Genomic DNA, 24,978 nt, shown 5'->3' with positions numbered 1-24,978 from the left:
GTCAGCCCAGTAATATGCTTGGCCAACAGAGGGCTGTGACACAGCACTAACGTTGAGATGCCAGCGTTTGAAAGCCGAATAGCTTTCTCTGCTGCTACGAGGGTCTTTCCTGACCCAGCGCAACCAGTAATTCTGGCTCGCCGATTTGGCCAAGTTGGCGTATTACACGATACTGCTCCTGTGTGAGCGCCCCGATCTTTCGTTGCACTTCACTCATATGCTTGCGCAGTGGAGCAGAGAAGTCTCTTGGCTCCTTGTTAGACCGATCTCGCTCGTAAATACACCTCTCTGCCTTGAGTGCGTCGGTCGACGACGAATTGGTATTGATGGCGAGAGCTGTCTCTGAGATAAACTTACAAAGCAAGCGATGCTGAATTGCTGCTCTGTCCTTTGGTTTTGCAATTGAAAAATGGTCTGACCCGGCGATCTTAAAAGGCTCACCGAAATATCGCGCACCAGCGAACGGCTCTACGACTTGCCTTCGCCAAAACTTGTCAAAAATTACGAACTTGTCTACTGTCAGGTCTTTGCCTTTGAGTTTCAGTTTCCCGCCTTCCTTCAAATTTATGAATTCTTTATCTAGGTCACTAAGCCATGCGTTGCTGCGCACAAAACGTAATGCGTCGGCCTGGGCATGTCCAAAGAGCTGGGCCAACGGGGATAGTAAATCCGCATAAGATGAGCCTAAGGAAGGCGAGGCCACAAGGAATAGACCTACTTCCTTGTTAGCCATGATCAGTTCGAACGCCCGCTCAACGATCAACTTCCTGACGACCAAGCCGCCCATACTATGGCAGACGAAAATAAGGCGATCACTTTCGAGCACATGATCTAGTCGCATGTGCTCCTTTAGGGCGTCGACAACATCGCTCAGGCGATAGCTGCCGCTAAATATTCCTGTCTCGTAAGTGAAAACGTAAATGCCTAAGGGCTCGAGTTTTGGCTCGTGTTTCAGTAGATCCGGCCAGTAGCTGCCGTCACCGTCTCGCCAGCAAGTTTCACCGCTCGAAAGTATGCCGTGCACAAAGATAACGGAGTCTGTGCCTGTTGGTCTCCTTATCCATTCGCCCTGCATCGTGACACCTAAAATTTACCGGCTAGAATAATCTTGAGCTAATGGATACCGGGCGCTCTTAGGCACCTTCATGATGTTGGCAGCGATACAGCGCAAGGACAAGTGTTCTGTCGTGAGTTGAGGTTGCGCCCCCACCTCCGCCATGGCGCATTGCGAATGGTCACCCCAGGGTGTGGAGAATTCTGGGCCGCCCAGATCAGCACGTCGGCGTCCCAGATAGTCGCCATCCCGTGCTCAATGGCGGCCAGAATTGGTGGCGAAGATCGCAGTCGCTAGCTCATCGCGCCAGTGCCCCTCATTCTCTGCGCACCGAATGGACCGCAGCCCAAAGGCCGCGCCGACATCGATCCATTGGTCAACCAAATGGATGAATGGCGCAACGATCAAAATCGCCAATGATCGCCCTTCGAGGGCGTCGTAAAGCCGCGCCGCGATCGACAAGGCCGTGATTGTCTTCCCAGAGCCCGTAGCCATCGCGAGCATGCCCCTTCCACCCGCTTCGGACCACCGGGAAATAGCTACTCTCTGGTGCTCGAACAACTCGCCCGGGAAGGGGACGAGTCGCTCAGGGGGCTCGTATCGCACGGCCGTGGGCTCCGCAGGCTGTTCATCATCTATTACTGGCCCCAATCGCGCCTCAAGCCATCCATCGCGATAAGCGTTGAGCAGTGGGACGATTTCGAGACCTTCCGTCTTGTTCGCCAGCATAGCGGCAAACTGATTCCGAAAAACAAAGATAGACGCTCAGGCTCTATCCAAGAACGGAAAACCTCGAACCGTTCAAAGCTGGCGCGCAGCGCCAATGCGGACTCGTTACCGCTGCCTGATATGGCCATCGCTTCCGCGCCGTCAGAAAAGATGGCGAATTTCTCATGATATATAGCCGGTGCAAGAGCGCCCTTAGGGCGTGCGATTAACATGCGTAGCCGTTCCCGCCGCAGTAGCTCCCCGAACACCACCGGCGCCCCCAAACATTTCTTGCTCAAGCGATCGAAGAGTTCAGGGAGAGTATAGTGGGAATGCTCTGTCTCACGCTCCAGGTAGTAGCGCCGAATGGCTACCAAATCGCTATGTCCAAGCTTTGGAGAGGTCACAAGGACCATTCTACCGCCGCGCTCGAAAAAGTTCATCAGATCCGGGGCGAGTGCCTGCAGCGCTGAGCTTGAGAAGAACCCGGCGGCCCGATGATAGACGACTGACCGCTGCAGCGCGGCACCAAACAAGTCGCCGGCGAGATCGTCTACCCCGCTGCGATAGCTGGCGGCGAAAGGGTGGTCCTGAATTCGGGACGACAACTGGGGACCTTGGCGTGGAGTGGGTGAGACCTCAAACCGAACTTGCCGGCTCATCAGCCGCGTGTCTCGAGAAATCCATGGTTTCACGGTCACAAGCTAATGCGTCAGCGCCATCAGTTTATAGTTTACAGGCAGGGCAAGAAAAACGGGTCCATTGCAAAACTTTTCATGCGGCCAGCCTTGGCCGTTCGATATGAGATCGACGACGTCAGCCTCATTCGATGAACAGCGCTTTGCCCGAGATCGGCAGGCGCAGGTCGAGAATCGACATTGGCTAGGCCGCCTCCTTTGCCGGTCTCACGGCCATTGAAGTCGAAAAACGCACTGAATTCAATTGGAATGGCTGCAGCAGGGCTCCGCTACCTCTGGTACTCCCAGAGTTTCGATTCGCGAAAAAAGGAGAAACCCCTCCACCCTTGCTGAGACCTTGCTGAAAAATTTTTGCTCGGAGAAATTCCTGTAAATACAATATACTAATCGCTTCAGTGCCGCGACTGAAAATCGCAGTGTCGGTGGTTCGATTCCGCCCCTGGGCACCATCCTCCTTGCAATCCCTGCTTCTCACCCAGCGGCTCGACGCCCCTGCGTAACCGCGCCCGCGAATATCCCGCGCGGCGACGCTCTCGCGGGTTTGGCAAAAGGCGCGCTTTTCGGGTAATTTACCGCATGAGCCAACCAGAACGCCGTTTTCGGCGTATCCCTGCGGCGCAACTAGCGCCCGCGGCCATCCGGACCCATGTCCGACGCAGAGAGAGGGGATGATGGACCGACAGGAGAAAATGCTCACTGAGGCTTTGGCCAATGTCGACGACTTCGGCGACATCGCCCCGGCCCATGTGCAGGACCCGATGACAATGGTGCTTCGCCAGAGGGCGCTTCTGGCGGATTTGATGCGCTGGGACGATTATCGGGGCCGTTACGTGCTGACGGGCACCGGGCGGCGTCGCCTCACGGCGCGCCATCACACGCCAAGCGCGGTCGTTCCGTTTCGGAAGGGCCAGGAAAAGAGAAACAAGGCCAAGGAGGCCTGAAGATCGCCCGGCGGCGCCATGCCGCCGTTTCAACATGCCGCCGCCGACCTGTTACGGCGACTCGGCGCTCCGGCGACAGACCGCGACGCCGCAGGGCTCCAGAACCCTCTCCCCGAGGAGAAGGACCGCGCCCGTCAGGAGCGGGCCAATATCGACCGGTTGCGGGCCATAGTTGAAAATATGCCGCCACGGGCCATTGTCCCGGATTCGAATGTCTCGGTGCAACTGAACGCCGGCGAGACCCGCGGCGGCGAGGCAGCGTCGCAGAACGTCGTCGACGAGAGCCTCGTCGGGCCATCCGGCGAGATAAAAATGCTTTCCGCTGCGCGCCAGCGCCGTCCCCCCGTCGGCGCCCGCCGCTTCGGCCGTCACGCCCTCCGCAAGGACGAGTTTTTCTCTCCAGCGCAGCAGCGACCCCCTCGCCTTCTCGACCGGCACTGAGGCGCCCGGCCGCAAGCTTTCCACGCGCGTGACCGTCACGTCGACAAGCTCGCGAAACCGGTCCGGCGGCAGCCTCGGCGGGATCTGGAAATCCGCCGTTTTCGAGCCCGAACGGGGTCCGAGAAGAACTGCTGCGCCCGATCGCCGCAGGGCGCCGACAAGCGCGGGGTCTGCCCGAAACAATCCGGGCGCCAGCACGAAGGCGCGGTTTGCGATCGCCTCGGCGGAAGCCGGGACGACATCGATCGAAAGACCCGCCCGCCGCAGCCCCCGATAAAAAGCGAAAACGAGTTCGAAGTAGGAAAAATCCTCTCCCTGCGGCTCGATATCCCAGGCCCAGACGCTCTCGTAATCGAAGACGAGGGCGACATCCGCGCGCGATGCGGTCACGGGGCCGAGAGTTTCCAGCTCGCGGGCGACGCGCGCCGCTTCGTCGAGGGCTGGCGCCGGCTGGCTGTCGGGCAAGAGCAGGCCTTCGTGCATTTGCTCCTGGGCGAAAGGCGCCTGCCGCCAGCGAAAATAGCTGACGACCTCGGCGCCGGCCGCGAAAGCCTCATGCGTCCAGAGCCTGACCGCGCCCGCCGCCGGCGCCGGATTCCACGGCGCCCAGTTCACGGCGCCCGGCTGCTGCTCCATCACCCAGAAACGGCCGCGCCCGCAGCCGCGATAAAGATCGTGATGGAAAGCCTGATAATCCGGGTCGCCCACGCGCATGTAGCGCAGCTTGAACTCCTCGCTGTTGCGGCTGCGTTCGAGAAAGCCGAGCGGATAGCTGTCCCACGCCGCGGCGTCGAGGTCGTCTCCGACCTTGTGGTGATCGAAGGCGGTGAAGGAGCCCATGAAATTGTGCAGGATCGCGCGCCCCGGCGACAGCCGACGCAAAATCTCCGCCTGCCGCCGGTTGAAGGCCACGACCTGATCCGACGAGAATCGCTGGAAATCGAGCAGATGCGACGGATTGGCTTCCGTCACCGTCAGATCGGGAAGGTCGATGTCGTCGAAGCCGGAAAGCTCCATCGACCAGAACACATTGCCCCAGGCGCGGTTGAGCGCGTCGATGGTCTCGTATTTGCGACGGCACCAGAGGCTGAAGGCGGCGCGCGCCGCGGCGGAATAGCTTTCGACCGTGTCGTGGCAACCGAATTCATTGTCGGTCTGCCAGGCGACGACCGCCGGGAGCCGCCCGAAATGTTCCGCCAGGGCAGTCACGATGCGGTCGCTTTCCCGCGCATAGCCCTCATGGCTGAAGCAATAATGCCGGCGTGAGCCGAATTTTCTCACGCGGCCGTTGCGATCCACGGCCAGCATGTCCGGCATCTTTGCAACGAGCCACCGCGGCGGCGTCGCCGTCGGCGTTCCGAGCACGATGTCCAGGCCTTCGCCATGCAGGACCTCGATGGCGCGCGCCAGCCAGGCGAAGTCGTACTCGCCCTCCTTGGGCTCGAGCCGCGACCATGCGAACTCGCCGAGCCGGACGATATCGAGCCCCGCCTCCTTCATTCTGCGCGCATCCTCGCGCCAGAGGGAAACAGGCCAGTGCTCCGGATAGTAACAGACGCCGAGGCGTGGTCGTGTCATCTGGACAATCGAAAAAGAGGCCGAGCGTGCGGCGGATTCGGATTCAAGATGCGCATTAGAAACGCCGCATGAAGTCTCCATGACAGGAAAGATCGGGCGGCCACGCTGGCGCGGGATCGGCCTCGTCACAAAATTGCAATGGGCGGGACGGAAAAGAGCGCGATGACGCCTCCCTGTGATCCCTGCGCCGCGGAGCTTCGTCGGTTGCGGGACGATGTGGCGGCGCTGCGTCGGGACGTCGCCGACGGCGGCGCCGCGCGTCTGGCGCAATGGGGGCGCGCCGCCCCGGACGCCCGGCTTGGCAATCTCGCCCATTATCTCGCCTTGCGCAGCCGGGACCTCAGCGCCCTGCAATTGCGGCTCTCCGCCCATGGCCTTTCGTCGCTCGGCCGCAGCGAAGCGGATGTTCTGATTTCGCTCGACGCCGTGCTCGCGACCCTGCGGCGCCTCTGCGGCGAGGAGGCGCCCTACCCCTCGGCCGCCGAACGGCGTGCGGGCGAAGATGCGCTCAACCATGCCTGCGCGCAGGTTTTCGGCGAGTCGGACGATCCGCGCCGCACGCGCATCATGGCCACGCTGCCGAGCGAGGCCGCCGACGATCCGCGGCTCGTCGAAGAGCTGCTGCGGGCCGGGATGGATTGCGCGCGGATTAACTGCGCCCATGACGACAGGCTGGCATGGGAGCGCATGATCGAAAACATTCGCGCCGCCGCGCAGCGGCTCTCTCGCCCGTGCCCGATCCTCATGGACATTGCCGGACCCAAGCTCAGGATCGCCGACGTGCAGGCGCCCGAGAAGTATCGCCTGCATCAGGGCGAGCGGCTGCGCCTCGTAAGGCGCCTCGCTGGCGACGAGGGTCCGGTTTCCTTTTCGATCAACATGCCCGAGGTCGTCTCGCAACTCGGGGCCGGCTCGAAAATCGCCTTCGACGACGGAAAGGCGCTCGGAAAGGTCGTCGCCGTCGAGGGCGCGGACGCGGTCGAAATCGAAATCGTCGCGGCGCGGGCGAAGGGGCTGAGGCTCAAACGCGACAAGGGCGTCAATTTCCCCTCCACCGACCTCGACCTCGCCCCGCTGACGGCGAAGGATTTCGCCGATCTGGACATCATCGCCCAGCGGGCGGACCTCGTCGGGTTTTCCTTCGTCCAGCGGGCGGAGGATGTGAGGCTTCTGCAAACGGAGCTCGCGGCGCGGCGCGGCGACGCGCGGCCGCAGACCCTCGTGCTGAAGATCGAGACGCCGCTTTCCGTGCGCAATCTCCCGCAGCTCATCGCGCAGGCGGCCGCGCGCCATCCGACCGCCGTCATGATCGCGCGCGGCGACCTGGCCGTGGAGCTAGGCTTTGCGCGTCTCTCCGAAATACAGGAGGAAATTCTCTGGCTTTGCGAGGCGGCCCATGCGCCCGTCATCTGGGCGACCGAGGTGCTCGACCGACTCGTGCACGAGGGCGTGGGCAGCCGCCCGGAGACGACCGACGCGGCGATGGCGCAACGGGCCGAATGCGTCATGCTCAACAAGGGCGCCTATCTGTCCGACGGCGTGCGATTTCTCAGGAGCGTGCTCGATCGCATGGAGCGGCATCACGCGAAGAAATTCCCCCGCCTGGCGCGCTTGCGCGCCTGGTCGTGACGGGCCGTTCTTTTCCGCCCGCGGGGGTCATATGCTGATGAAAAACATGCGGGCGATCGTCCCCCAACCGGAAATCGCGGGCAGCTTGTGGCTGATGCGCTTCGACGGCGCGGGCGCCCTCCTGCGCGATCGCGCCGACGATGCTGCTTCCTTCAAGCTTCCGGATGAAGGTTTCGTCTGGCTGCACATGGACCTCGCGGATGTCCGCGCGCGGCCCTCGATCAACCAGATCGCCGAATTGTCGGACAATGCGCGCGAGGCGCTCTGCGCGGCGGTCGATCATCAATATCTCGAATATTCGGACGGCTTCGTCAGCGGCGCATTGCTCGACCACGAGCGCACGCTGGCCGGACCGGCCGCGCGCACCGATTACCTTCGCTTCGCCTTCGACGAAAGACTGATCGTCACCGCGCGCCGGCGTCCGATGAATTGCGTCGAGAACGCCCGCATCGCGGTCGAGCGCGGCGCCCGCGTCGAGCAGCCGCTCGCTCTTTTCGAACGGATGGCGGGCGCCATCATGAGCGACCTCGGCCGGATCATCAAAGAGATCGGCGCGGATTTCGACCGCGTCGAAGACCTTCTGATCGATGGGCGCAGCCGTGAGGCACGTTCGTCGCTGGGCTCTGTCCGCCGCGACGCGGTACGCATTTCACGGCAGATCGGCGGTCTGGCCTCGACCCTCGCGCGTCTGGAGGATATCGACGACAATCCGGAGGAGACGCGAGACGACGCCTTGCGGGAAGCGGCGGCGCGGCTCGTGCAGCACACGGAATCGCTCGTGCGGGAAGTGTCGAACCTGCAGGACCGCGCGCGGCTTCTGCAAGACGAGCTGAATGCGCTCCTCAACCTCGAAACCAACGACCGTCTCTTCGTGCTGGCGCTGGTGACGACGCTGCTCCTGCCCGCGACTTTCGTGACCGGCTATTTCGGCATGAATACGAAAAACCTGCTGTTTTCCGAAAACGAGAATGCGAGCCTCTATGCGACGTTTCTGTGTCTCGCGGCCTCCGCGGTGGTGCTGTTTTTCATGCGGCGTTCGGGGCTGACGCAACGGCCCGGCTCGGAGACCGAGCGGCGGCGCGCCCCATCGGAAACCACGCCGTCGGATCATAGTTTCTAGAAGCCGCGCGCGCCCGTTCGTCACAAAAGTTTCGCCGGCGGATGCTTTTTCCTCTTCAGGCGCCGAAGGGGAAAACAGCGGAATGTGGACATTGCACGCTCACCTTGGCCAAAGCATCGCGACCCTTGCCGGATTCCAGAAACCAGCCCTCGAGGTTGAATCGCTCGAGGGCAGCCTGGGCCGGCTCGGATCTCTCGAAGTTCGACTCGCCCGCGGCAAGAAGGAAATTCGCAAGGCGCAGCGTCTTCGTTATGAAGTGTTCTACAAGGAGGGGGGCGCGATTCCTTCCGCCCGCACCGCCTTCACCCGCCGCGACGCCGACCGCTTCGACAAATATTGCGATCATCTCATCGTGATCGACCACGCGTGGAAAACGCAGCTCGGCAAGACGAAATCGAAGATCGTCGGCGTCTATCGGCTTTTGCGCGACGACATGGCTCGGAAGGCCGGCGGCTTCTACTCGGCCGGCGAATATGACATTGCGCCGCTGCTCGCGCGCCACGACGGCAAGCGCATCCTCGAACTCGGGCGCTCCTGCGTTCGGGCTTCGCATCGCTCGAAACGCACGATCGAAGTCTTGTGGCGTGGGCTTCTCGCCTATATCCGCGCCCACCGGATCGACGTGCTGATCGGTTGCGCAAGCTTTCCTGGCGCGAGCCCCTTCGTCCATGCGCAGGCGCTGAGCTATCTCGCGCATTACGCAAGAGCGGAGGGAGAGTGGGCGGTAAGGGCGCACACGGATCTCTACCGGCCTATGGCGATGGCGCCCAAGGACGCGATAGACGCAGACAAGGCGAGGGAGTCGCTTTCGCCTCTGATCAAAGGCTATCTGCGGCTCGGCGCCCGCTTTGGCGACGGCGCCGTCGTCGATGTGGATTTCAATACGACCGACGTCTTCGTCGTCATGCCGGTCGCTAGGATCGGCGCCCGTTATATCGACTATTTCAGCGGGACGGGGCGGCGCGCCGCATAAATAAAGCCGCCCCCTGTTTCAGTCCTTTCGAGCCGCGACCGTCATAAGACCTTTTCGAGCTCCTGGCCCGTTGTCTCGCCGACATGCGCGGAGCAAAGCAATCGACGCACTTGCGCTTGCGCTTCGACCGCCAGTGCCTTCCGGTCTCTGCCGCGCGGTACGATCGCGTCGCCGTAGACGATATGACAACATGCGCCGCCCCGTTTCATCAAACGCCACAGATGCGGAAGGAAGCTCATGTCTCCATACCAGCCGATGTCGATCGGGGTTCGGCCGTCCGTATAGAAAAGCGCGACCGGCACGATCACTGCGCCGCTCTCGCAGGCCGCGTCGAAATGGGCTGACTTGAAACGCGGGGGCTTGGCGCCGTCGGTGGAGGTCCCCTCGGGAAATATGACGAGGTCGCGTCCTTCGTCCAGCACGGCGGCGAGAGCGGCGTTGACGCCTGGAATATTCTGTGGGGCGCTGCGCTCGACGAAAACCGTCCCCTGAAGCCGCGCAATGAAGCCGAGGATCGGCCAGCCGGCCACCTCGCTCTTGGCGAGAAAAACGAACGGATGCAGACTCGCAAGCGCGATAACGTCTGTCCATGAGAGGTGGTTGGCCGCGATCAACCGCGGGCCGAAGCCAGGCAGAACGCCCCCAGGCGCAACCTCGATCCCGATAATGCGGCAGAGGGTGCGGCAGAAGCTCTTCTGTATCTCATTTTGCAGCCTCCACTCGCGCCGCCGCGCCAGCGCCTGGATGGGCGCAGCGAACAGCAAGGCGCCGGTCATGGCAAGGATGAAGAGAGCGGCTCGAAGATAACTCATCGAACGATCGATGCGACGCTCGCAAGACGCGCATGTGACAGCGGCGCGCGCGGATCGAGAAGCTGCGTCGATGTGCGGGAACGACGCCGGCGCAGCCGTGTTTGAACTCGTATGACAGTCTTGCAACGCCCGCAGCCCATGGCTGCGTTTTCGGTCTATTCTCTTATTGTGCTCGCACCGCCCCTCGCAATGAGCGCGGGGCTGCTTCCCTTCGATTTGCGTTTTCACGCGCTCGTCGTGGCGTCGAGCTTTTGCATGACCCAATGCGTCGCCGCAGGCTATTCGCTGGCCGATCTCGGGCTCGCCGGATATGGGAGCCGGCGCCAGTGGCTTTGCGCCGCCGCAGTCTCCCTTTTGCTCATGGCGCTTGCATTCTGCGAGGCCAAGCTCGTCGCCGTTCCGCGCCCGCCGCCCGACTGGCGGCTGTTTGCGCCATTCTACCTCTTGCTGTCGAGCCCGTGCCAGGAAATCGTCTGCAGGGCCATGCCTCGGGTGATCGCGACGCAACTCGGCGCAAGCCGGTCCGCTTACGTCCTGTTTTCCTCTGCGGCCTTCTCGCTCATGCATGTCGCCTATGGAGACCCCTTATTGCTCATCAACACGTTTTTTGCAGGAGTCGCCTGGTCGATCGACTATTTACTGACCCGAAATCTCTGGCCGCTCATCGTCTCGCACGCCGCCGTCGGAACCTTCGCCTTCTGGATCGGCGCGGCCTGAGAAGACCCCCCTGGATCGGGGGCCCGGCGCGCATATAACTCGGAGAGGCTGGAGGCTTCCAAGGCTGTCTGATCCGAACCGGGTCGGGCGGCGTAAGCGGAGCGCATTGCCATGATGCGGATTCCACACGAGCTGAGCGACGAGTTTTCGCAGGAGTTCCAGCTCATCGAGCGCATGATTGGAGCCAACCGCGAATTTGCGCGGCTTGCAACGGATTACGAAGAGACCAACAAGGAAATCTTCGGCATAGAATCCGAGGAGCACCCGACGACCGACGAGGTGCTGGAGACGCTGAAGAAGCGCCGCCTCCTCCTCAAGGACGAAATTGCTTCATTCCTCAGGAAGCTCCATCGACGCATGTAGCCTGATCGACAGACATGGCCGCCGCGCGCGTCGATGCTAGAGCCTTTCCGATCCGATGGAATCGGATCGAGGCTCCAGCTTATTGTTCCGCTTTCTAACGCCGAACCGGTTCCCACTTCGGTGGAAAGCGCGCGAGCGGCGCGTGGCCATGACGTTGCGTGAGCGAAACGGGGCGACGCGTTCGAGCTATTGCGCGGAGGCGAGTTTCTTGACGTCGAGCGCCGCGCCGGCGACAGGAATGAAGAACTTCGACACCTTGATCTCGAGCTTCGCCGCACCGGGTCCCCTGAACGTCAGGGTTTCGACAAAATCGAGAGCCTGCTCCCTGCCATTGGGCAAAACGACATTGGCCCGATAGGCGATGTCGACCCTGTCTCCGTTCTGCGCGACTTTTGCCTTACCGATCAGGTCAGGACGCTGGCCGATGTATTCGCCGTTCTCTTTCGTGAACTTCCAGACAAACTTCCGCTTCTCGCCGTCCGAATAGGCCATCTCTTCGACGAGGCTGAGCGTTGCGCCGCGCGCCTCTCCCTTTATCTTGACCTGCATGGTTCTCGTCGAGCCCGAGACGTAGTCGCTGATTTTTCCATCCGCGACGAGCTGGCCGGTGAGGAAGGCGCCGAATTCCTGGCCGGGCTGCTGCTGCGTCGCGCCGGCCGCAGAAGCGACGACGATGATCGGAAATAGTGCTGCACGAACGAATTTACGCATGGGAAAACCTCGGTTGGTCAGGCATGTCTCCTGCCCGCGACCCTCTTGCCCGCGTTTGGCGGCAAAGCGGCGCCTGTGACGACGCGCCGTCTCGTCATGCAAGAGGCAACAGCAAAATCATTTATGATGGCTAAATTATGAAGTATCCGCGAAGAATTACTGAGCGCCGAAAGTCTTGATGGAGGTCAATACCAACTTCACTATTGTTCACTGAACGGTGAGCGCCCGCTTCGGCCGGTCGGGCGAGGCCGCAGGCTCTCCGCGAGCGGCGCGCAACGACCGGCGAGCCAACCGTCGAACAAGGGGTAAAGGCCGCGCAGCGCGAAGGTGACGCGCATCATGGAAGGAATGAACAGCCGTGCTTTCCGTCTCTCGACCCCATCGACAAGCGCCCGCGCGACCGCGCCCGCATTCTGGACCGGCATGACGCCGAGCAGGCGGGTCGGCATTCGGCCGAGCAGAGCCATCGCCTGCGGCGAGGCGAAGGCGCGGCGGGCCATCGCCGTATCGACGAAACCGAGATAAGCGGTGCCGCAACTGGCGCCGCTGCCCGAAAGCTCGAAGCCGAGCGAGCGCATGAAGGACTCGAGGCCCGCCTTCGACGCGCCATAGGCCGCGCCCAATGGCCAGGGAAGCAGAGCCGCGACCGATGCGATGGCGAGGATGTGCCCGCCGGCCGCCGCAACAGGCCCCAGCGCAGGCTTGACGATATTGAAGGCCCCGAGAAGATTGACCGCGATCACGCGCGCGAAATCCTCCGCCTCCATGTCCCAGGCCGGGCCCACGCGCTCGACGCCGGCGTTCACGATCACGAGATCGAGTCGACCGTATTGCGCCAGCACCTGCGCGACCGCGGCGCGCGCCGCCGCGGCGTCGCTCACGTCGCAGACGAGCGCCTCGCCACCCGGCGCCAGTTCGCTGCGAAGCGTGCTCAATGCGGCGGCGTCGAGATCGAGCCCGACGACATGGGCGCCGCGTCGCTGCAACTCGAGCAAAATCTCGCGCCCCAGCCCATGCGCCGCGCCGGTCAGCAGAACAACGGCGCCATTTAGAGAGAGATCATGTTTGCGATTCCGCATCTCTTCGCCATTCACTCGATGAGTCTCGCCTGCGCGCACCACTCGCGAAAGCCCCACAGAATTTGTCTTTCATCGGGGTCATAAAGGCCTCTTGCGAAGAAGCTTTGCTCCTTGCCGGCCGCGAGAACCGCCGGATTGTCGGTCGCGAGCCTTTGAACGTCGGCGAGCGCCTCGAAATGAGCGTCCACCAGCGCCCGGCAGGCCGCCTCGCTCGAATTCAGAATGGCTCTCGGGAAATCCGGCGTCAGCCAGCTCGCCACAACCGTCGCGGCCTGATTGACGAGAAAAGCCGGCGCCCGGGCCCAGTCGCCAGGCGGGACGATCAACGCGCGTTCCGCGCGCAACAGGACAGGCGCGCCGTCCCTCGTGAAATAGACGAGATCGCCGATATGCGCATAAGGCGAGCCGAGAATGATCCAGAGCGGGAGAGTGGCGTCCGGCGGAAGGCTCGGCACAATGTCGTTCTCGCGTTCGAATCGCATCCAGCCCTGCCCGGCCAGCGTCGCTTCCGCCGCGACCGCCGCCGTCACCGCCTTTGGAGCGGCGAAGGCATAAACAACCTGCGTCGCGGCGCGTGGCCCCGCGAGCGCCTCTCCATCGAGCCCTGCAAGCATGGCCAAGGCGCCGCCCTTGCTGTGGCCGGTGAGGTACAACGCGCCGCCGTGACGCATCCGCCCGACAAAGCGGCGAAACCTGCTGCATTGCCCACGACCCGCCGACCCGCCGCAATCCTGGAGCAGATGGCCCTTCAGCCGCTCCCAAGAGTCGTCGAAGCCAGAATGGCGGCCCCGCCCATTAGCGATGGCGTCGAGATCGTTGAGAATGTCGGCGACGAACGTCCGCCACGGATGGACGCCCCGCCGCGCGTCGCGGGCGGCGCCGTCCGTCAGGACCGGCGGCGGCGCCGTCCCCCTGAAGGCCAGGATGAGCCCCTTGCGCATTCTCACCAGCAGATAGGCGTCTTCCGGCCGATCCGGCGCAACATAGGTTTCCGTGTCTTGCAGGGCGACGATCAGCGGCGCCAGAGCCTCCGGGTCCTCGCGCGCCGCGGCGCGAAGGCAGGAGACGGCCCGCGCACGCCCGAAATCGGCGTCCGCCTGATTGACGGCGTAAGCGCAATAAGACGCCGTCGCGAGCACATAGGCGAGCCGGAGATCGACGCTTTCGGACGCGGCCGACGGCGTCCTTTGCAAGAGCAGCAGCAGGAGGGCGAAAAGAGCCCGAGCGACAGCCCGTCCGGCCACGGAAAAGCTCCAGTCAATGATTTCGCGCGCCCTGGGGGCGCCAGATCGCAATAGAAGCGATTCGCGCGCCCGGGAACAGAGGCGAACGAAAACCTCTCTATCCGGCGCCGGCCGGGGCGGCGCGAAATGGAACGGGAGTCGTCTTGTAACGCGCCTTGATGCCCCGCGGCGCGTCGCCGATATCGACGCTTGCAGTCAGGAGCTCCCGGCGCAACTCGTCCCTGAAAGCGTGATAGTCGACTTCCGCCGCATGTCTTTGCCCTCCTGAAAATTGGTAATGCGGATGGCGCGTCTCATGATCTATTGCCGCCTGCATGTCGCTCGGACGCTTGTAATGTCCGATGATCTCCTCGCAGGCGAGGCGCGCCTGGTAATCGGCGAGCGGCCAGATGCTGCCGATGGGCTGAAACAGTCCGATGAAATAAAGATTGGCGTAATCGGCGTGCATCATCTTGCGGTAAAGCGGGACTTTATCGGCGTGTTTGAAATCGATGAGCGCCGTGTCGAAAAAGGGGAAGGTCGTCCAGTAGCCCGTGCAGGCGCAGACGATGTCGAAGGCTTCCACGCGGCCGTCGACGAACGTCACATCGAGGCCCGACCATTCCGCAATGGCTTTTCTTGGATGGATGCGCCCATGGCGTATAAAGTCGAGGACATCGGAATTCACGGTCGGGTGATGGCTGAGCGGCGGCAGGACGTTTTCAGGCAGGCCGTAGCGTGCATAAGGCCCCTGCCACAAGCGCAGAACCAGCTGCATGGCGCGCTGTCTGATCTTGGGCGGAACCCAGCTGAACCGCGCCAGCAGCGTATCCGAAGGCGCGCCCATCATGAATTTCGGCACGAACCACTGCGGGCTGCGCATGGAGAGGCACACTTTACGCGCGACGCGCGCGGCCTCCACCGCTATGTCGCAACCCGAATTGCCCGCGCCGATGACGAGCACCCGCTGGCCGCGCCAGCTGTCGTCCACTCTCTTGAAATCGTGCGAATGCAGGAGCCGCCCGGAATAGTCTCCCGGATATTCGGGATATTTCGGCTCGTTGTGATGGCCGTTGGCGACCATGAGCGCATCGAAGATTTCCGTTCGAGTCTCTCCGCGCGCATCCGAGAAAACGATGCGCCAGCGGCCGTCGTCTTCAGGCGTCGCGGCCTCGACCCTGTGGCCGAAACGAATATGTTCATAGACGCCGAAATGTCTGGCGTAGGACTCGAAATAGGCCTGCATCTGATCGTGGCGCGGATAGTCCGGATATTCCTCCGGCATGGGAAAGTCTTCATATTCGGACCATATCCTCGAGCTGATCGTATGAGTGTTCTCATAAACGCTCGAATGTCCGGTCCTGTCGTTGAAGACCCAGTTCCCGCCGACCTTGTCGCCTTTCTCGAAAACGACCACGTCGAGGCCGCTCAGCAGGCAGTTCTTCGCCGCGGCGATCCCGCTCGGGCCGGCGCCGATGACACAGATGCGAGACGCCTTGTTCATGCAATCCGTTCCTTGTCGCTTCAGGTCCAGGCAATGATGACGTCGCCGTCGCGCAACGTCGTGACCCGGCGCGAATGGGCTTCGCCTCTTGGCAAAATGTCGATTGCCCCATCCGCCGAAATTGCGATCGCCGCCAATTTTCGCACGGCCCCGTCCACGCCCGAGCCTCTGTGCTTGCCGAGGGCTTCCTTGGCGCACCAAAGCCGCGTCATCCATTCATCCGTGGTTGCGTCGCAGGCTTTCGCCCGCTCATCGAGCAGCAGCCGCTCGGCAGGCGCGCAGAGCGTTTCGCAAAAGGCCGCGTCTCGCGGCGCGACGGGCTCGATGTCGATTCCGACCGGCTCTTGATGCGCGGCGGCGATTGCCCGGTCGTCGCAATGCGCGATGCTGATCTTCGGAAGCCGCGCATCGGGAAGCGCCGCATGACGGATCACGGGCTGCCGCGACTCGTCATGGACGATGCGAAGCGCGGCCGGGTGAATCGCCTCCGCGCCGGCTCTCTTCAACCAGGCGCGGACGGCGTCCTTTGCCGCGACACGTCCGAGGAGCCATTGCCGCTGGCGTCGCGGCGCCCCGGCCTTTTGTGTGAAAGCCGGCATTTCCTCGACATGCAGATAATGGCGCGCGAGCAGGGCGAGGTCGAAATCCGAAACGTCGGAGAGCCGGATCATGCGGCAGACGCCAGCGAAGCCCTCCAGCGCATAATCGTCGCTCAGCGCCTCTCTGGCCGGCGCGCGGCGGAAATCGACAAAGCGCCGATCCCAGCGGAACTTCCACATGCGCCAGCCCTCGATGCGCATCCAGACTCCGCCGGCGCCGTCCTGCGCCTCGATATTCGCCTCCAGCGTCTTGCCGGAGTCGGACGTGATGTCGATGCGCACGGGAAGGCGCGTCCCGGCGGCCGGAGACGGCCTGTACAATTCGAGTCGTTTGAGTCCGATCGGAAAGACGTAGCGTTCGCGCGCCATCGCCCAGACGCCGATGAGCTGCCCGATGCCGTCCAGAATCTGCGGATCGAGCAGCAACTGGGGCCGCGCATTGCTGCGAAACAGGCCGGCTGCCGAAAGAGCGCGCATCTCGCATGCGACGCCCTCGTCGGCGAGCGTGATCGGGCCGGCAAGGCACTGATAGGCAGGTCCGTGAAAGAGCAGTCTTTCGCGATAGATTTCCTCGCCCGTGAGCGCGTGCGGATGGGGCCTGGAGAAGGCGCTGAGCGTGAAGGCGAGATCGAGCCGATAGCGCTTCGAGAAGAAGAATAGCGCCGTGACGGCGGGCGCGGGTGCGCCATCCGGCTGAATGGCGGCTCGGATTTGGTGAACGTCGCGCGAGGCGTCATAGGCCTCGTGGCGGGCCACGATGCGCAAGGCGAGCCGGTCGACGTCGGCGAGTTCGATCCAGCGGCTCGCCTTCGCCTCGGCGGCGCCGATGAGCCCGTAGCCCGGGGCGAGACAGGCGGCGGCCTCGGCCATGGCCTCCAGACTGAGCGTCATCGGCAGCACGGGCAGGCAGGCGGACAGCGGCTTCACGCCCGGCGCATGGACGAAGGCGTGGTCGGCGAGATGAAGATCTTCGGCAAGATCCAGAATGCGCTCGACGACGAGGCTCTCGCCCGGCCGATACTCGACCGTCCGCCCGATAAAGGGCAAGGCGCCCGCCATGTCGTCGGGGGCCTGCTCTACGCCGTCGTCGGCGGCCGGCGCATCGACGAGCCTGATCATCGCCCCTCCGGCGCGCGCACGGGACTTCGGCAAGCCCGGCTCAAACCGTCGCGTCCAGCGGCGCCGTCTCGCGGTTCTCGGACGGCGTCGCCGATTTGCGCACGCGCGCCGCGGCGATCTTCTCGAGGGTGGCGGCGATGACGACTTCCGCTTCGCCGGGACGCCGGGCGAGTTCGGCGAGGCACAAGCGCGCGCCGACCTCCAGCGGGATGGGTTCGATATCCTGCCTGGCCATCAGCCTGAGGATCTGCGCGTTCGCCATCCCCCCTTCCCATGGCCCCCAGTTGATCGAGACGACCCTGACATGCAGCCATTCCTGTGAGAGACGATCGGCGAGCTTGTTCAGGACCTCGTTGGCCGCCGCGTAATCCGACTGGGCGGCGTTGCCGAAGCGCCCCGCCACCGAGGAAAAGAAGGCGATGAATCTGAGGAACTCCGGCCGCAGCTTGCGGGAGAGCGCAAGCGCCGGCGAGACCTTCGTTTCATAGACGGCGTCGAAGGAATCGAGCGACTTTTCGCGCGTCGGCCTGTCATGGATGACTCCGGCGCCGTGAACTACGCCGTCGATGCGGCCCCATCTGGCGTAGAGCCCGTCAAGCAACCGGCCGAAGGCCTCGGCGTCACGCACGTCGAGCGCATGGTACTCCACCTCGGCGCCGCACGCCCGCATCGCCGAAAGATTGCTCCTGATCTCACGATCCTTGAGGAGGCGCGCCAGGGCCCGCTCCACCTGCGCGGGCTTCGGCCTGCCGGAGGCCTTCTTCCCAAGCTCGCGGATCAGCGTTTTCCTGAGCGTCTCGTGGTCTTCGACGCCGCGCGTTTCGTCGCTTTCCTCGGCGGGCTCGGCGCTGGCGCCGACGATGACGAGGCGCGGCCGGCGCCGCTCGGCGAGCGCAAGGGCGACACGCGCCGTGACGCCGCGGGCGCCCCCGGTGACGAGCACCACGCTTTCCTCGTCGAGATCGAGTTCGCTTGCTTCCGGTTTCAGGCGGCTGTCGCGATCGAGTTCGAGCCGCCAGCGCCCGGCCGGCGTGACGCCGACTTCAAGGGAGGCGTCGTCCTCTCGCGCGCGCCACTCGGCGAGGAAAGCCGTGGCCACCGCCTGCGCGGACAGCGCGGGGTCGAAATCGAGACATTTGACGCTGACGCCCGGCCACTCGCGCCCGATGGATTTCGCGACGCCGTGTGCGCCTGCGGCCTCGGGCGCGAAATCGGCTCCACCGCCGAGACCGAAGCGCCCGTCGAGAGCGGTCGCCGTCACGAGCCAGGCTTCGCCCGCCACGGCGGCCTTTCGCAGATCGGGCTCGAAGATCTTGGCGGCCAGGAACGTCTCGCGCGCCGCCGAATCCGGGGCGGAGGACAGGCCAAGGAGTGAAATGAGCGCGCCGATCGGCTCGACGCCTTCGACCGCGATCAGCCGCCGCAGCTCTTCGACGGAAGCCTGCGACGAGAAATCGACCTCGAAGCGCCCATCTCCCAGAGCGCGCGTCTCGACGCCCGGCGCGGCGCGACAAACCTGCTGGCCGTCATTTGTCAGCGCCTCGATCAGCGCCTCGCTCACCGGGGTCGCCGGACCCAACAACAGGACGGGCGCGTCCATGGCGCGCGGCGGGCGCCCGGCGGGGAGCGGCTCCGCCGCCGCAGCTCTCAAGACATAGCGGTCTACAGAGGCCGACGGCGACGCGGGCGCCAGAGGGGGCGCCTCGGGGAGAGAGGGGGGCAGGGAAACCGGATCGACCGCTTTCCCCTCGGCCGCCGGCGCGCCGCTCGTCATGCCGTCGTACCAGGCGACGATCGCGTCGAGCGTCTTGAGGCCCGCAAGCTCGTCGAAGACGGTTTCCTCGTCGCGCCCGGCCATGAAGTCGTAGCGATCCTTGAGTTCGCTGAAGACCTCGATGCGCTTGATGGAGTCGATTCCAAGATCGGCTTCCATATCCGCCGCCGGATCGAGCATGTCCTCCGGATAGCCGGTGCGCACCGAGACGGCGCGCAAAAGATCGGCGCGAAACTGCTCGGTCGTCGCCCATCCGGCGCCGGGCTCCGTCTTGTCCTTCACCCGCTGGGCGGCGATCGCCGGCTGCGCGGGCGGCATCGTTCCGGCCATGGCCTCGGGCGTTGCAGCCTTGGCCGGCGACGCGTCATGCGACGGCCCGGCGGCGGGCTCCCCGCCCGGCGCGGTCGGGATCAGGCGCGGCAGGATCGGCGCCGGCGGAACGCCCAGGGTGGGAAGGCCGGGCGCTTCCCCAACGGCGGCCGCTCCTGCTCCGGACGCTTCCAGCAGTCGGCTCTGCAAATCGAGAAAGCGACGCAGAGTCTCCTGCTGTTCCCGCTGCAATTCGATGAACTGGGCGATGTTCTGCTGAACCTGATCGACCTGCGAAGAGCCGGCGAAAGGCTGGCGCGGCTTGTCGTCCACTTGGCTCGGCTTGTCGTCCACTTGGCTGATGTCCTCGTTTTTTGCTCGAACTGAAGTTTTCGCCGGGCGCGGCGCGGCCTCGGCTCGGTTGGCTGGCGTCATCGCCGCAGCCTCACGCCACGGCGCCGCGCGGCCGCCGTTTACGCGCCAGACCATCGGGCCCGGCTCCGCCTCCGCGCGCGCCTGTTCGATCACCCGCTCCGGCGTGCTCGCGACGAGCCCGCGCCCCTCGAACCAGGCGCGCAGGTCGACGGGGCAGCCAAGCGCGGCAGCCTCCGCGAGCAGATGCGCGAGCTGAAGCCAGCCGGGCCGCGCGGGCGCGTCGATGGCGAGCGCCGCATGCGGCTTTTCCGCGAGTATCCGTTTGACGAGGCCGCTCAGAACCTGGCCCGGACCGACCTCGACGAAAATGCGCGCGCCCGCTTCGTAGAGATTTTCGATCTCGTCCACGAAACGGACCGGCTCGCGAATGTGCTGCGCCAGCAGCGCGCGAATTTCGGCCTCCGTCTCCGGATAGGGCTTCGCCGTCGCATTGCTGAACACGGGAATTTTCGGCGGCTGAAAGCTGAATTTTTCGAGCCGCTTCCCGAGAGCGACGCGCGCGCGCTCCATCGCCGGCGAATGAAAGGCCGTGCCGATCGGCAGACGGGCGACGCGCAACCCTTGTTCACGCAGGACCGGCGCGGCGGCGTCGATCGCCTCGGGAGCGCCGGCGATGAGCGTCTGATCGGGCGCATTGTGATTGGCGACGGAGACGGCCAGCCCGCGCTCGCGCAGGAGCGCCTCGACGCGCGCCGCGCCGGCGTTCACCGCCGCCATTGTTCCAGGCGATCGCGCGCCCGCCTCCGCCGTCACGCGCCCGCGCAGATCGGAAAGACGGATCAACTCGTCGGGGCCGATCACGCCGGCCGCGCAGAGCGCGACATATTCCCCGTAACTGTGGCCCGCGACGAAATCCGGCGTCAGGCCGAATCCACGCAGCGCCTCCAGCGCGGCGAGTTCGACCGCGCCCAGCGCCGGCTGCGCGATGCGCGTCGCGTCGAGCGCGTCGGCCTGCGCCTTGCGCGCCTCCTCCGAGAAGCACGCGATCGGGTAGATGTGACGGGAAAGCTTTTGCGGCAGATCGCCGAGCAGGGCGTCCGCCCGCTCGAAGACAGCGTGCAGACGCGGCATGCCGACAACGAGATCGCGCAGCATGTTCAGTCTCTGCGACCCCTGGCCGGGAAAGAGGAAACACACGCTCCCCGGCGCCGCCGCCCCATCGCCGATATAGATCCCGCCCGGATGCTTGCGGGCGCGCCCCTCGGCGAGCATGTCCCGCGCGAGCGCCAGCTTGGCCGAGAGGTCTGCGGGCGAAGCCGCGAGGAGCGCGAGCCGGCAGCCGTCCTCCACTGCCCCGCCCGATGCTTCGGGCCGGGCGAGCGCCTGGGCATAGGCGAGCGCCGCCACGTCGAATTCGGCGCACCCGGCGATCAGGCGCTCGAGGCCGGCGACAGCCTCGGCGACATCGGCCGGCGATCGCCCGCGAAAGACGAACAGCTCCGCGTCGCGGGGACCGAGATCGGCGCGGTCGCCGGGGCGATAACCGCCCGCATATTCCTCCAGCACGACGTGGAAATTCGCGCCGCCGAATCCGAAGGCGCTCACGCCGCAGCGGCGCGGATGGTCGGGGCTCGACAGCCAGGGCCGCGTTTCCGAATTTATGTAGAAAGGCGTCCTCGCGAAGTCGACCCGCCTGTTCGGCGTTTCGACGCCGAGGGTTGGCGGCAGGGTCTTGTGATCGAGCGCCAGCACGCTCTTGATCACGCCCGCGAGCCCGGCGACCACCTTGGCGTGGCCGATCATGGATTTGACCGAGCCGATCGCGCAGCCTTGCCGCGCGATGGCGTCGTCCGCGAAGGCGAGGCAGAGCGACTCGATCTCCGATTTGTCGCCCGCGGCCGTTCCCGTGCCATGCGCTTCGATGAGTTCGACCGTCGCCGGATCGACCGCAGCGTCCCGATAGGCGCGGCGCAGGGCCGCCACCTGACCCTGCGGATGCGGCGCGGTCAGACTCTTGTTGCGCCCGTCGCTCGACCCGCCGATCCCCTTGATGACGGCGCGGATGCGGTCGCCGTCCCGCTCGGCGTCGGCGAGCCGCTTGAGGACGAGCACGGCGACGCCCTCGCCGATGGCGATGCCGTCGGCGCCATCGTCGAAGGGCCGGCAGCGACCGCCCGGCGAGAGCGCGTGCGTCTGGGCGAAGGCCATGAAGGAAACGGAATTGTTCGTCCCGTCGATGGCGCCGACGACCGCCATGTCGGCGTCGCCGTCGCGCAGATGCCGCACGCCGATTTCGAGCGCGGCGAGCGAGGAGGCGCAGGCCGCGTCGACGGTGAAATTCATGCCGCCGAGGTCGAAACGATTGGCGACGCGGCCGGCGACGACGTTCCCGAGAAATCCGGGGAAAGAGTCTTCGGTCCAGTCGGGGAGTTCGTGCGTGCGAAGCCGGTCCACGATCTCCCTGCGGGTCTCTTCCGCGAGGCCGGGAACGCGCTGGAGATAGCGTTCGAGTTCGGTGCGGAAGACATAGGCGATGCCCATGTCGTGCAGGCCGCCGGCGCCGAAAATGGCCGAGGTTCTCTCCCGCGGAAAGGGCCGCCTGTCGAGCCCGGCGTCCTCAATCGCGCGCCGCGTCACTTCGAGCGCGAGCAGTTGCATGGGTTCGATCGAGCGCAGGCTCGCCGGCGGAATGCCGTAGCGGGTGGGATCGAATGGCGTATCGTCCAGGAAGCCGCCCCATTTGGAGCAGACCTTGTCGGCGACGGCGCGGCGCGGGTCGTAGAAGGTTTCGGCCTCCCAGCGCGCCGGATCGACCTCGCGCATGGCATCCACCCGGCGCAGAATGTTGCGCCAGTAGGCGCCGACGCCGGCCGCGCCGGGGAGCAGGCAGGCCATGCCGACGATGGCGATATCCCCGTCCGCATCGCTTTTCCCCCGCGTCCGCGGCCGGGGGGCCTGCGCGAAAGCCGCAAGCAGCGCCATGCTGTTTTCGCTCACGTCCCGATGGAGGGCGGCGATCGTCGTCGGCCGCGTTTTCAGGATCGCGGCGTCGCCCAGCATGAAGAGGCCCTCACGACGCTGCGTGTCGGAATCGACGGTCACATATCCCTCGCCGCTGGCGGCGCGCGCGACGCCTTTCGACGCAATGCGCAGGCGCCCGATGTTGAGCAGCTCGAGGCGGCGGATCATCTCCTCCCGGGACGCCCCCTGCATCATCAGCTCGCGCCGCACGCGGTTGAATTCATCGCAGAACGGCGTATGCGCGCAGCGCGTGTAAAAACCCAAGCCGGACTGAAGCAGCTCGGTTGTGCGGCAGGCGACGGCCTCCTCCTGGAACGCCTGCGCCAGCGCGCCGGTGCGGACGATTTCCTCGGTGAAGAGATAGGCCGTCCCCATCACGACGCCGATTTTTGCGCCCCTCGCCGCGAGCGGCGCGGCCATGACGGCGACCATGGCGGCCGACAGGGCGTCATGCACCCCGCCGGCGAACAGAATGGCGATCGAGGACGGATCGGCTTTGGCGGACAGCAACGTCTCTATGGCGAGCTCCCACAGAACGAAGCTCGTGCGCGGGCCGGTATGGCCGCCGCATTCATTGCCCTCGAAGACGAAGTTGCGCGCGCCTTCCTCGAGAAAACTCTCGAGCAGGCCCGGCGAGGGCGCATGGAGATAACTCGTGACGCCGAGTGTTTCGAGCTCGCGCGCCTGGCTCGGCCGCCCGCCCCCGATGATGGCGAAGGGCGGCGCCGCGGCGGCGATCGCCTCGAGTTGCTCCCGCCGCAGCTCCAAAGGGGCGAAACCGAGAAGGCCGACGCCCCAGGGACGGTCCCCGAGCAGCTCACGCGTCTTCGTCAGCAAGGCCTCCGCCTGCGGCTTGCGAAGCACGCTCAACGCCACGCAGGGCAAGGCGCCGGCCTCGGCGACGGATTGGGCGAAGCGCGCCACGTCGCTGACGCGCGTCATCGGGCCCTGAACGATCGGGAACGCGGTCCCGTGCATCTGCGCGAGGGGCGCGCCCGCCGCCAGCAGGGTCTGCGCCCCCGCGTCGCGGACCGCGTCCTCGATCGTCTCCCGCAGCGTCGCAAGAATGCGGCCGGCGGAGCCGTAGCGATTGGCCAAATATCCGGCGAAAGCGATCTCCTGGCCCATGGGAACCAGCGGCGCGTCAGCCTGCGAGAGATGGCTGCGCAGCAGATCCTCGCAAGCCTCGCCCTCCAGCGCCGCCGCCTCCAGCTCCCGAAGCCGGCGTCGCCCCGACCGCGCGAAAAAACGGTAAGGCCCGCTTTGGGCGGCGAGGAGAAAGGTCTCGCTCCCATCGCAGTTCGCGAAAAGCTCTTTTTCGCGCGCGGCGAACGGACTTTCCTCCGTCAGCCACAATTGTTCGCGAAGAACGACGCCCGCCGCGCCGGCGAGGATGGCGGCCGGGGCGCTGCGCAAGCCGACGCCGCCCTGAATCCAGTAGGGAATGTCGATCTTGCCTCGAAGCTCCTGAAGCAGGATAAAGCTCGAGCGAGGCCCGACGCGCCCGCCCGCTTCGTGCCCTTTCATGAGGAGGCCGTCGCAACCGAGCGCCGCCGCCGCGCGCGCCGTTTCGAGACAGTAGGCCTCGATGAGAATCCTGCCTGACAGCTTGCGGAAACCGGCGAGACTGCGGGTGATCCTTGCGGTAGACCCTCCCCGGAGATCCAGTCCCGCCAGGACGAGGACCGGCGCGGGTGAATGTAACGCCTCGGCGAGCGCGTCCGCATTCCGCGACTCGAGAGACTGCGTGTCCCAGCGAACGCCCCACTCGCCCCGTTTGCCGGCAAGGGAGGCGAGCCTGCGGATCTCGGACGCCACGCCCGCCGCCGCATCCCGCAGGCCGAGATCAAGAACGCCGCATTCCCCCGCCCTGCAGCCCGCTATTGCAATCCCGGCGTCCAGACGATGCTCGGGTGTCAACGCAATATTGAATTTCATTCACGGCCCTCGTCCGCTCGACCCTTCCATATGCGTTTCGCGCAAAAGGCGCAGAACCAAGCGGCGTTCCAATTGGCGCTTTTTCTCAAGTCCAGAGGATAACTGTCTTACCGGCTCGCGCAGGCCGAAGACAATGCTACCCCTTCTCTGTGGAAAAGCCCATCAGCAACCGGGCGTCTACGCCCACGCTAACGCTTGTCCGTTGCAACCATGATTGTCTCATTTTCTCATGAGCTTATCCCCGGTCAGAGTTGTCCCGTCCTTCGGCGCCGGCGTCTCCTTGCTTTAAAAT

The 24,978-nt window shown here is 64.7% G+C and carries 17 protein-coding genes; 7 read left to right on the top strand and 10 right to left on the bottom strand.

Translation table 11 applies throughout. From position 1 onward, the window contains the following. Positions 1-94: 94 nt before the first annotated feature. Complete coding sequence (locus tag WOC76_RS03670) at positions 95-1,075, bottom strand: esterase/lipase family protein (protein ID WP_341103799.1); 981 nt, start codon at positions 1,073-1,075, stop codon at positions 95-97. 234 nt (positions 1,076-1,309) lie between these two features. After that, on the bottom strand, positions 1,310-1,558 hold the full coding sequence (locus WOC76_RS03665) for a DEAD/DEAH box helicase family protein (protein ID WP_341389678.1): 249 nt from the start codon (positions 1,556-1,558) through the stop codon (positions 1,310-1,312). A 45-nt stretch (positions 1,559-1,603) separates the two neighbouring features. Here WOC76_RS03665 and WOC76_RS03660 point away from each other — a divergent pair, with 45 nt between their 5' ends. Next, positions 1,604-1,951: a hypothetical protein gene (locus WOC76_RS03660; protein WP_341103800.1), complete on the top strand. Its 348-nt coding sequence runs from the start codon at positions 1,604-1,606 to the stop codon at positions 1,949-1,951. A 1,177-nt stretch (positions 1,952-3,128) separates the two neighbouring features. Continuing rightward, entirely contained in the window at positions 3,129-3,401 is a 273-nt protein-coding gene (locus tag WOC76_RS03655) for a hypothetical protein (RefSeq protein WP_341103801.1), read from the top strand. A gap of 51 nt (positions 3,402-3,452) precedes the next feature. Here WOC76_RS03655 and WOC76_RS03650 read toward each other — a convergent pair whose 3' ends face one another. Beyond that, positions 3,453-5,420, bottom strand: a complete 1,968-nt coding sequence (locus WOC76_RS03650; protein ID WP_341389674.1) for a beta-galactosidase — start codon at positions 5,418-5,420, stop codon at positions 3,453-3,455. Positions 5,421-5,582: 162 nt separating this feature from the next. Between WOC76_RS03650 and WOC76_RS03645 the strand changes: the two genes are divergently transcribed. From WOC76_RS03645 to WOC76_RS03635, 3 genes are all read left to right on the top strand, one after another. Beyond that, complete coding sequence (locus tag WOC76_RS03645; protein ID WP_341103806.1) at positions 5,583-7,049, top strand: pyruvate kinase; 1,467 nt, start codon at positions 5,583-5,585, stop codon at positions 7,047-7,049. Positions 7,050-7,080: 31 nt separating this feature from the next. Continuing rightward, complete coding sequence (locus tag WOC76_RS03640; RefSeq protein ID WP_341103807.1) at positions 7,081-8,169, top strand: CorA family divalent cation transporter; 1,089 nt, start codon at positions 7,081-7,083, stop codon at positions 8,167-8,169. Positions 8,170-8,251: 82 nt separating this feature from the next. Further along, entirely contained in the window at positions 8,252-9,142 is an 891-nt protein-coding gene (locus WOC76_RS03635; RefSeq protein WP_341103809.1) for a GNAT family N-acetyltransferase, read from the top strand. Positions 9,143-9,183: 41 nt separating this feature from the next. Here WOC76_RS03635 and WOC76_RS03630 read toward each other — a convergent pair whose 3' ends face one another. Then, the gene (locus WOC76_RS03630) at positions 9,184-9,954 is read right to left on the bottom strand and encodes a lysophospholipid acyltransferase family protein (protein ID WP_341103811.1); all 771 of its coding nucleotides are present in this window, start codon (positions 9,952-9,954) and stop codon (positions 9,184-9,186) included. A 111-nt stretch (positions 9,955-10,065) separates the two neighbouring features. On the opposite strand from WOC76_RS03630, the gene WOC76_RS03625 reads away from it, so the two are divergent. Next, positions 10,066-10,671 (top strand): CPBP family intramembrane glutamic endopeptidase, encoded by a 606-nt coding sequence (locus WOC76_RS03625; protein WP_341389671.1) that lies wholly within the window; start codon positions 10,066-10,068, stop codon positions 10,669-10,671. A gap of 111 nt (positions 10,672-10,782) precedes the next feature. Beyond that, positions 10,783-11,034 (top strand): YdcH family protein, encoded by a 252-nt coding sequence (locus tag WOC76_RS03620; RefSeq protein WP_341103813.1) that lies wholly within the window; start codon positions 10,783-10,785, stop codon positions 11,032-11,034. Positions 11,035-11,220: 186 nt separating this feature from the next. On the opposite strand, the gene WOC76_RS03615 is transcribed toward WOC76_RS03620, so the two are convergent. From WOC76_RS03615 to WOC76_RS03590, 6 genes are all read right to left on the bottom strand, one after another. Next, the gene (locus WOC76_RS03615) at positions 11,221-11,745 is read right to left on the bottom strand and encodes a DUF3833 family protein (RefSeq protein WP_341103816.1); all 525 of its coding nucleotides are present in this window, start codon (positions 11,743-11,745) and stop codon (positions 11,221-11,223) included. A gap of 200 nt (positions 11,746-11,945) precedes the next feature. Beyond that, positions 11,946-12,824 (bottom strand): SDR family NAD(P)-dependent oxidoreductase, encoded by an 879-nt coding sequence (locus WOC76_RS03610; protein WP_341103818.1) that lies wholly within the window; start codon positions 12,822-12,824, stop codon positions 11,946-11,948. Positions 12,825-12,835: 11 nt separating this feature from the next. After that, positions 12,836-14,068 (bottom strand): lipase family protein, encoded by a 1,233-nt coding sequence (locus tag WOC76_RS03605; protein WP_341103820.1) that lies wholly within the window; start codon positions 14,066-14,068, stop codon positions 12,836-12,838. A gap of 97 nt (positions 14,069-14,165) precedes the next feature. Continuing rightward, entirely contained in the window at positions 14,166-15,551 is a 1,386-nt protein-coding gene (locus WOC76_RS03600) for a flavin-containing monooxygenase (protein WP_341103821.1), read from the bottom strand. A gap of 20 nt (positions 15,552-15,571) precedes the next feature. Continuing rightward, positions 15,572-17,269, bottom strand: a complete 1,698-nt coding sequence (locus WOC76_RS03595; RefSeq protein ID WP_341103822.1) for a polyketide synthase dehydratase domain-containing protein — start codon at positions 17,267-17,269, stop codon at positions 15,572-15,574. 40 nt (positions 17,270-17,309) lie between these two features. Further along, entirely contained in the window at positions 17,310-24,686 is a 7,377-nt protein-coding gene (locus WOC76_RS03590; protein ID WP_341431274.1) for an SDR family NAD(P)-dependent oxidoreductase, read from the bottom strand. Positions 24,687-24,978 lie beyond the last annotated feature (292 nt).

This window comes from Methylocystis sp. IM3 (assembly GCF_038070105.1).
Classification (GTDB): Bacteria; Pseudomonadota; Alphaproteobacteria; order Rhizobiales; family Beijerinckiaceae; genus Methylocystis.
The sequence above is the reverse complement of the archived record's forward strand: the minus strand, read 5'-3'. Positions and strand labels throughout refer to the sequence as shown.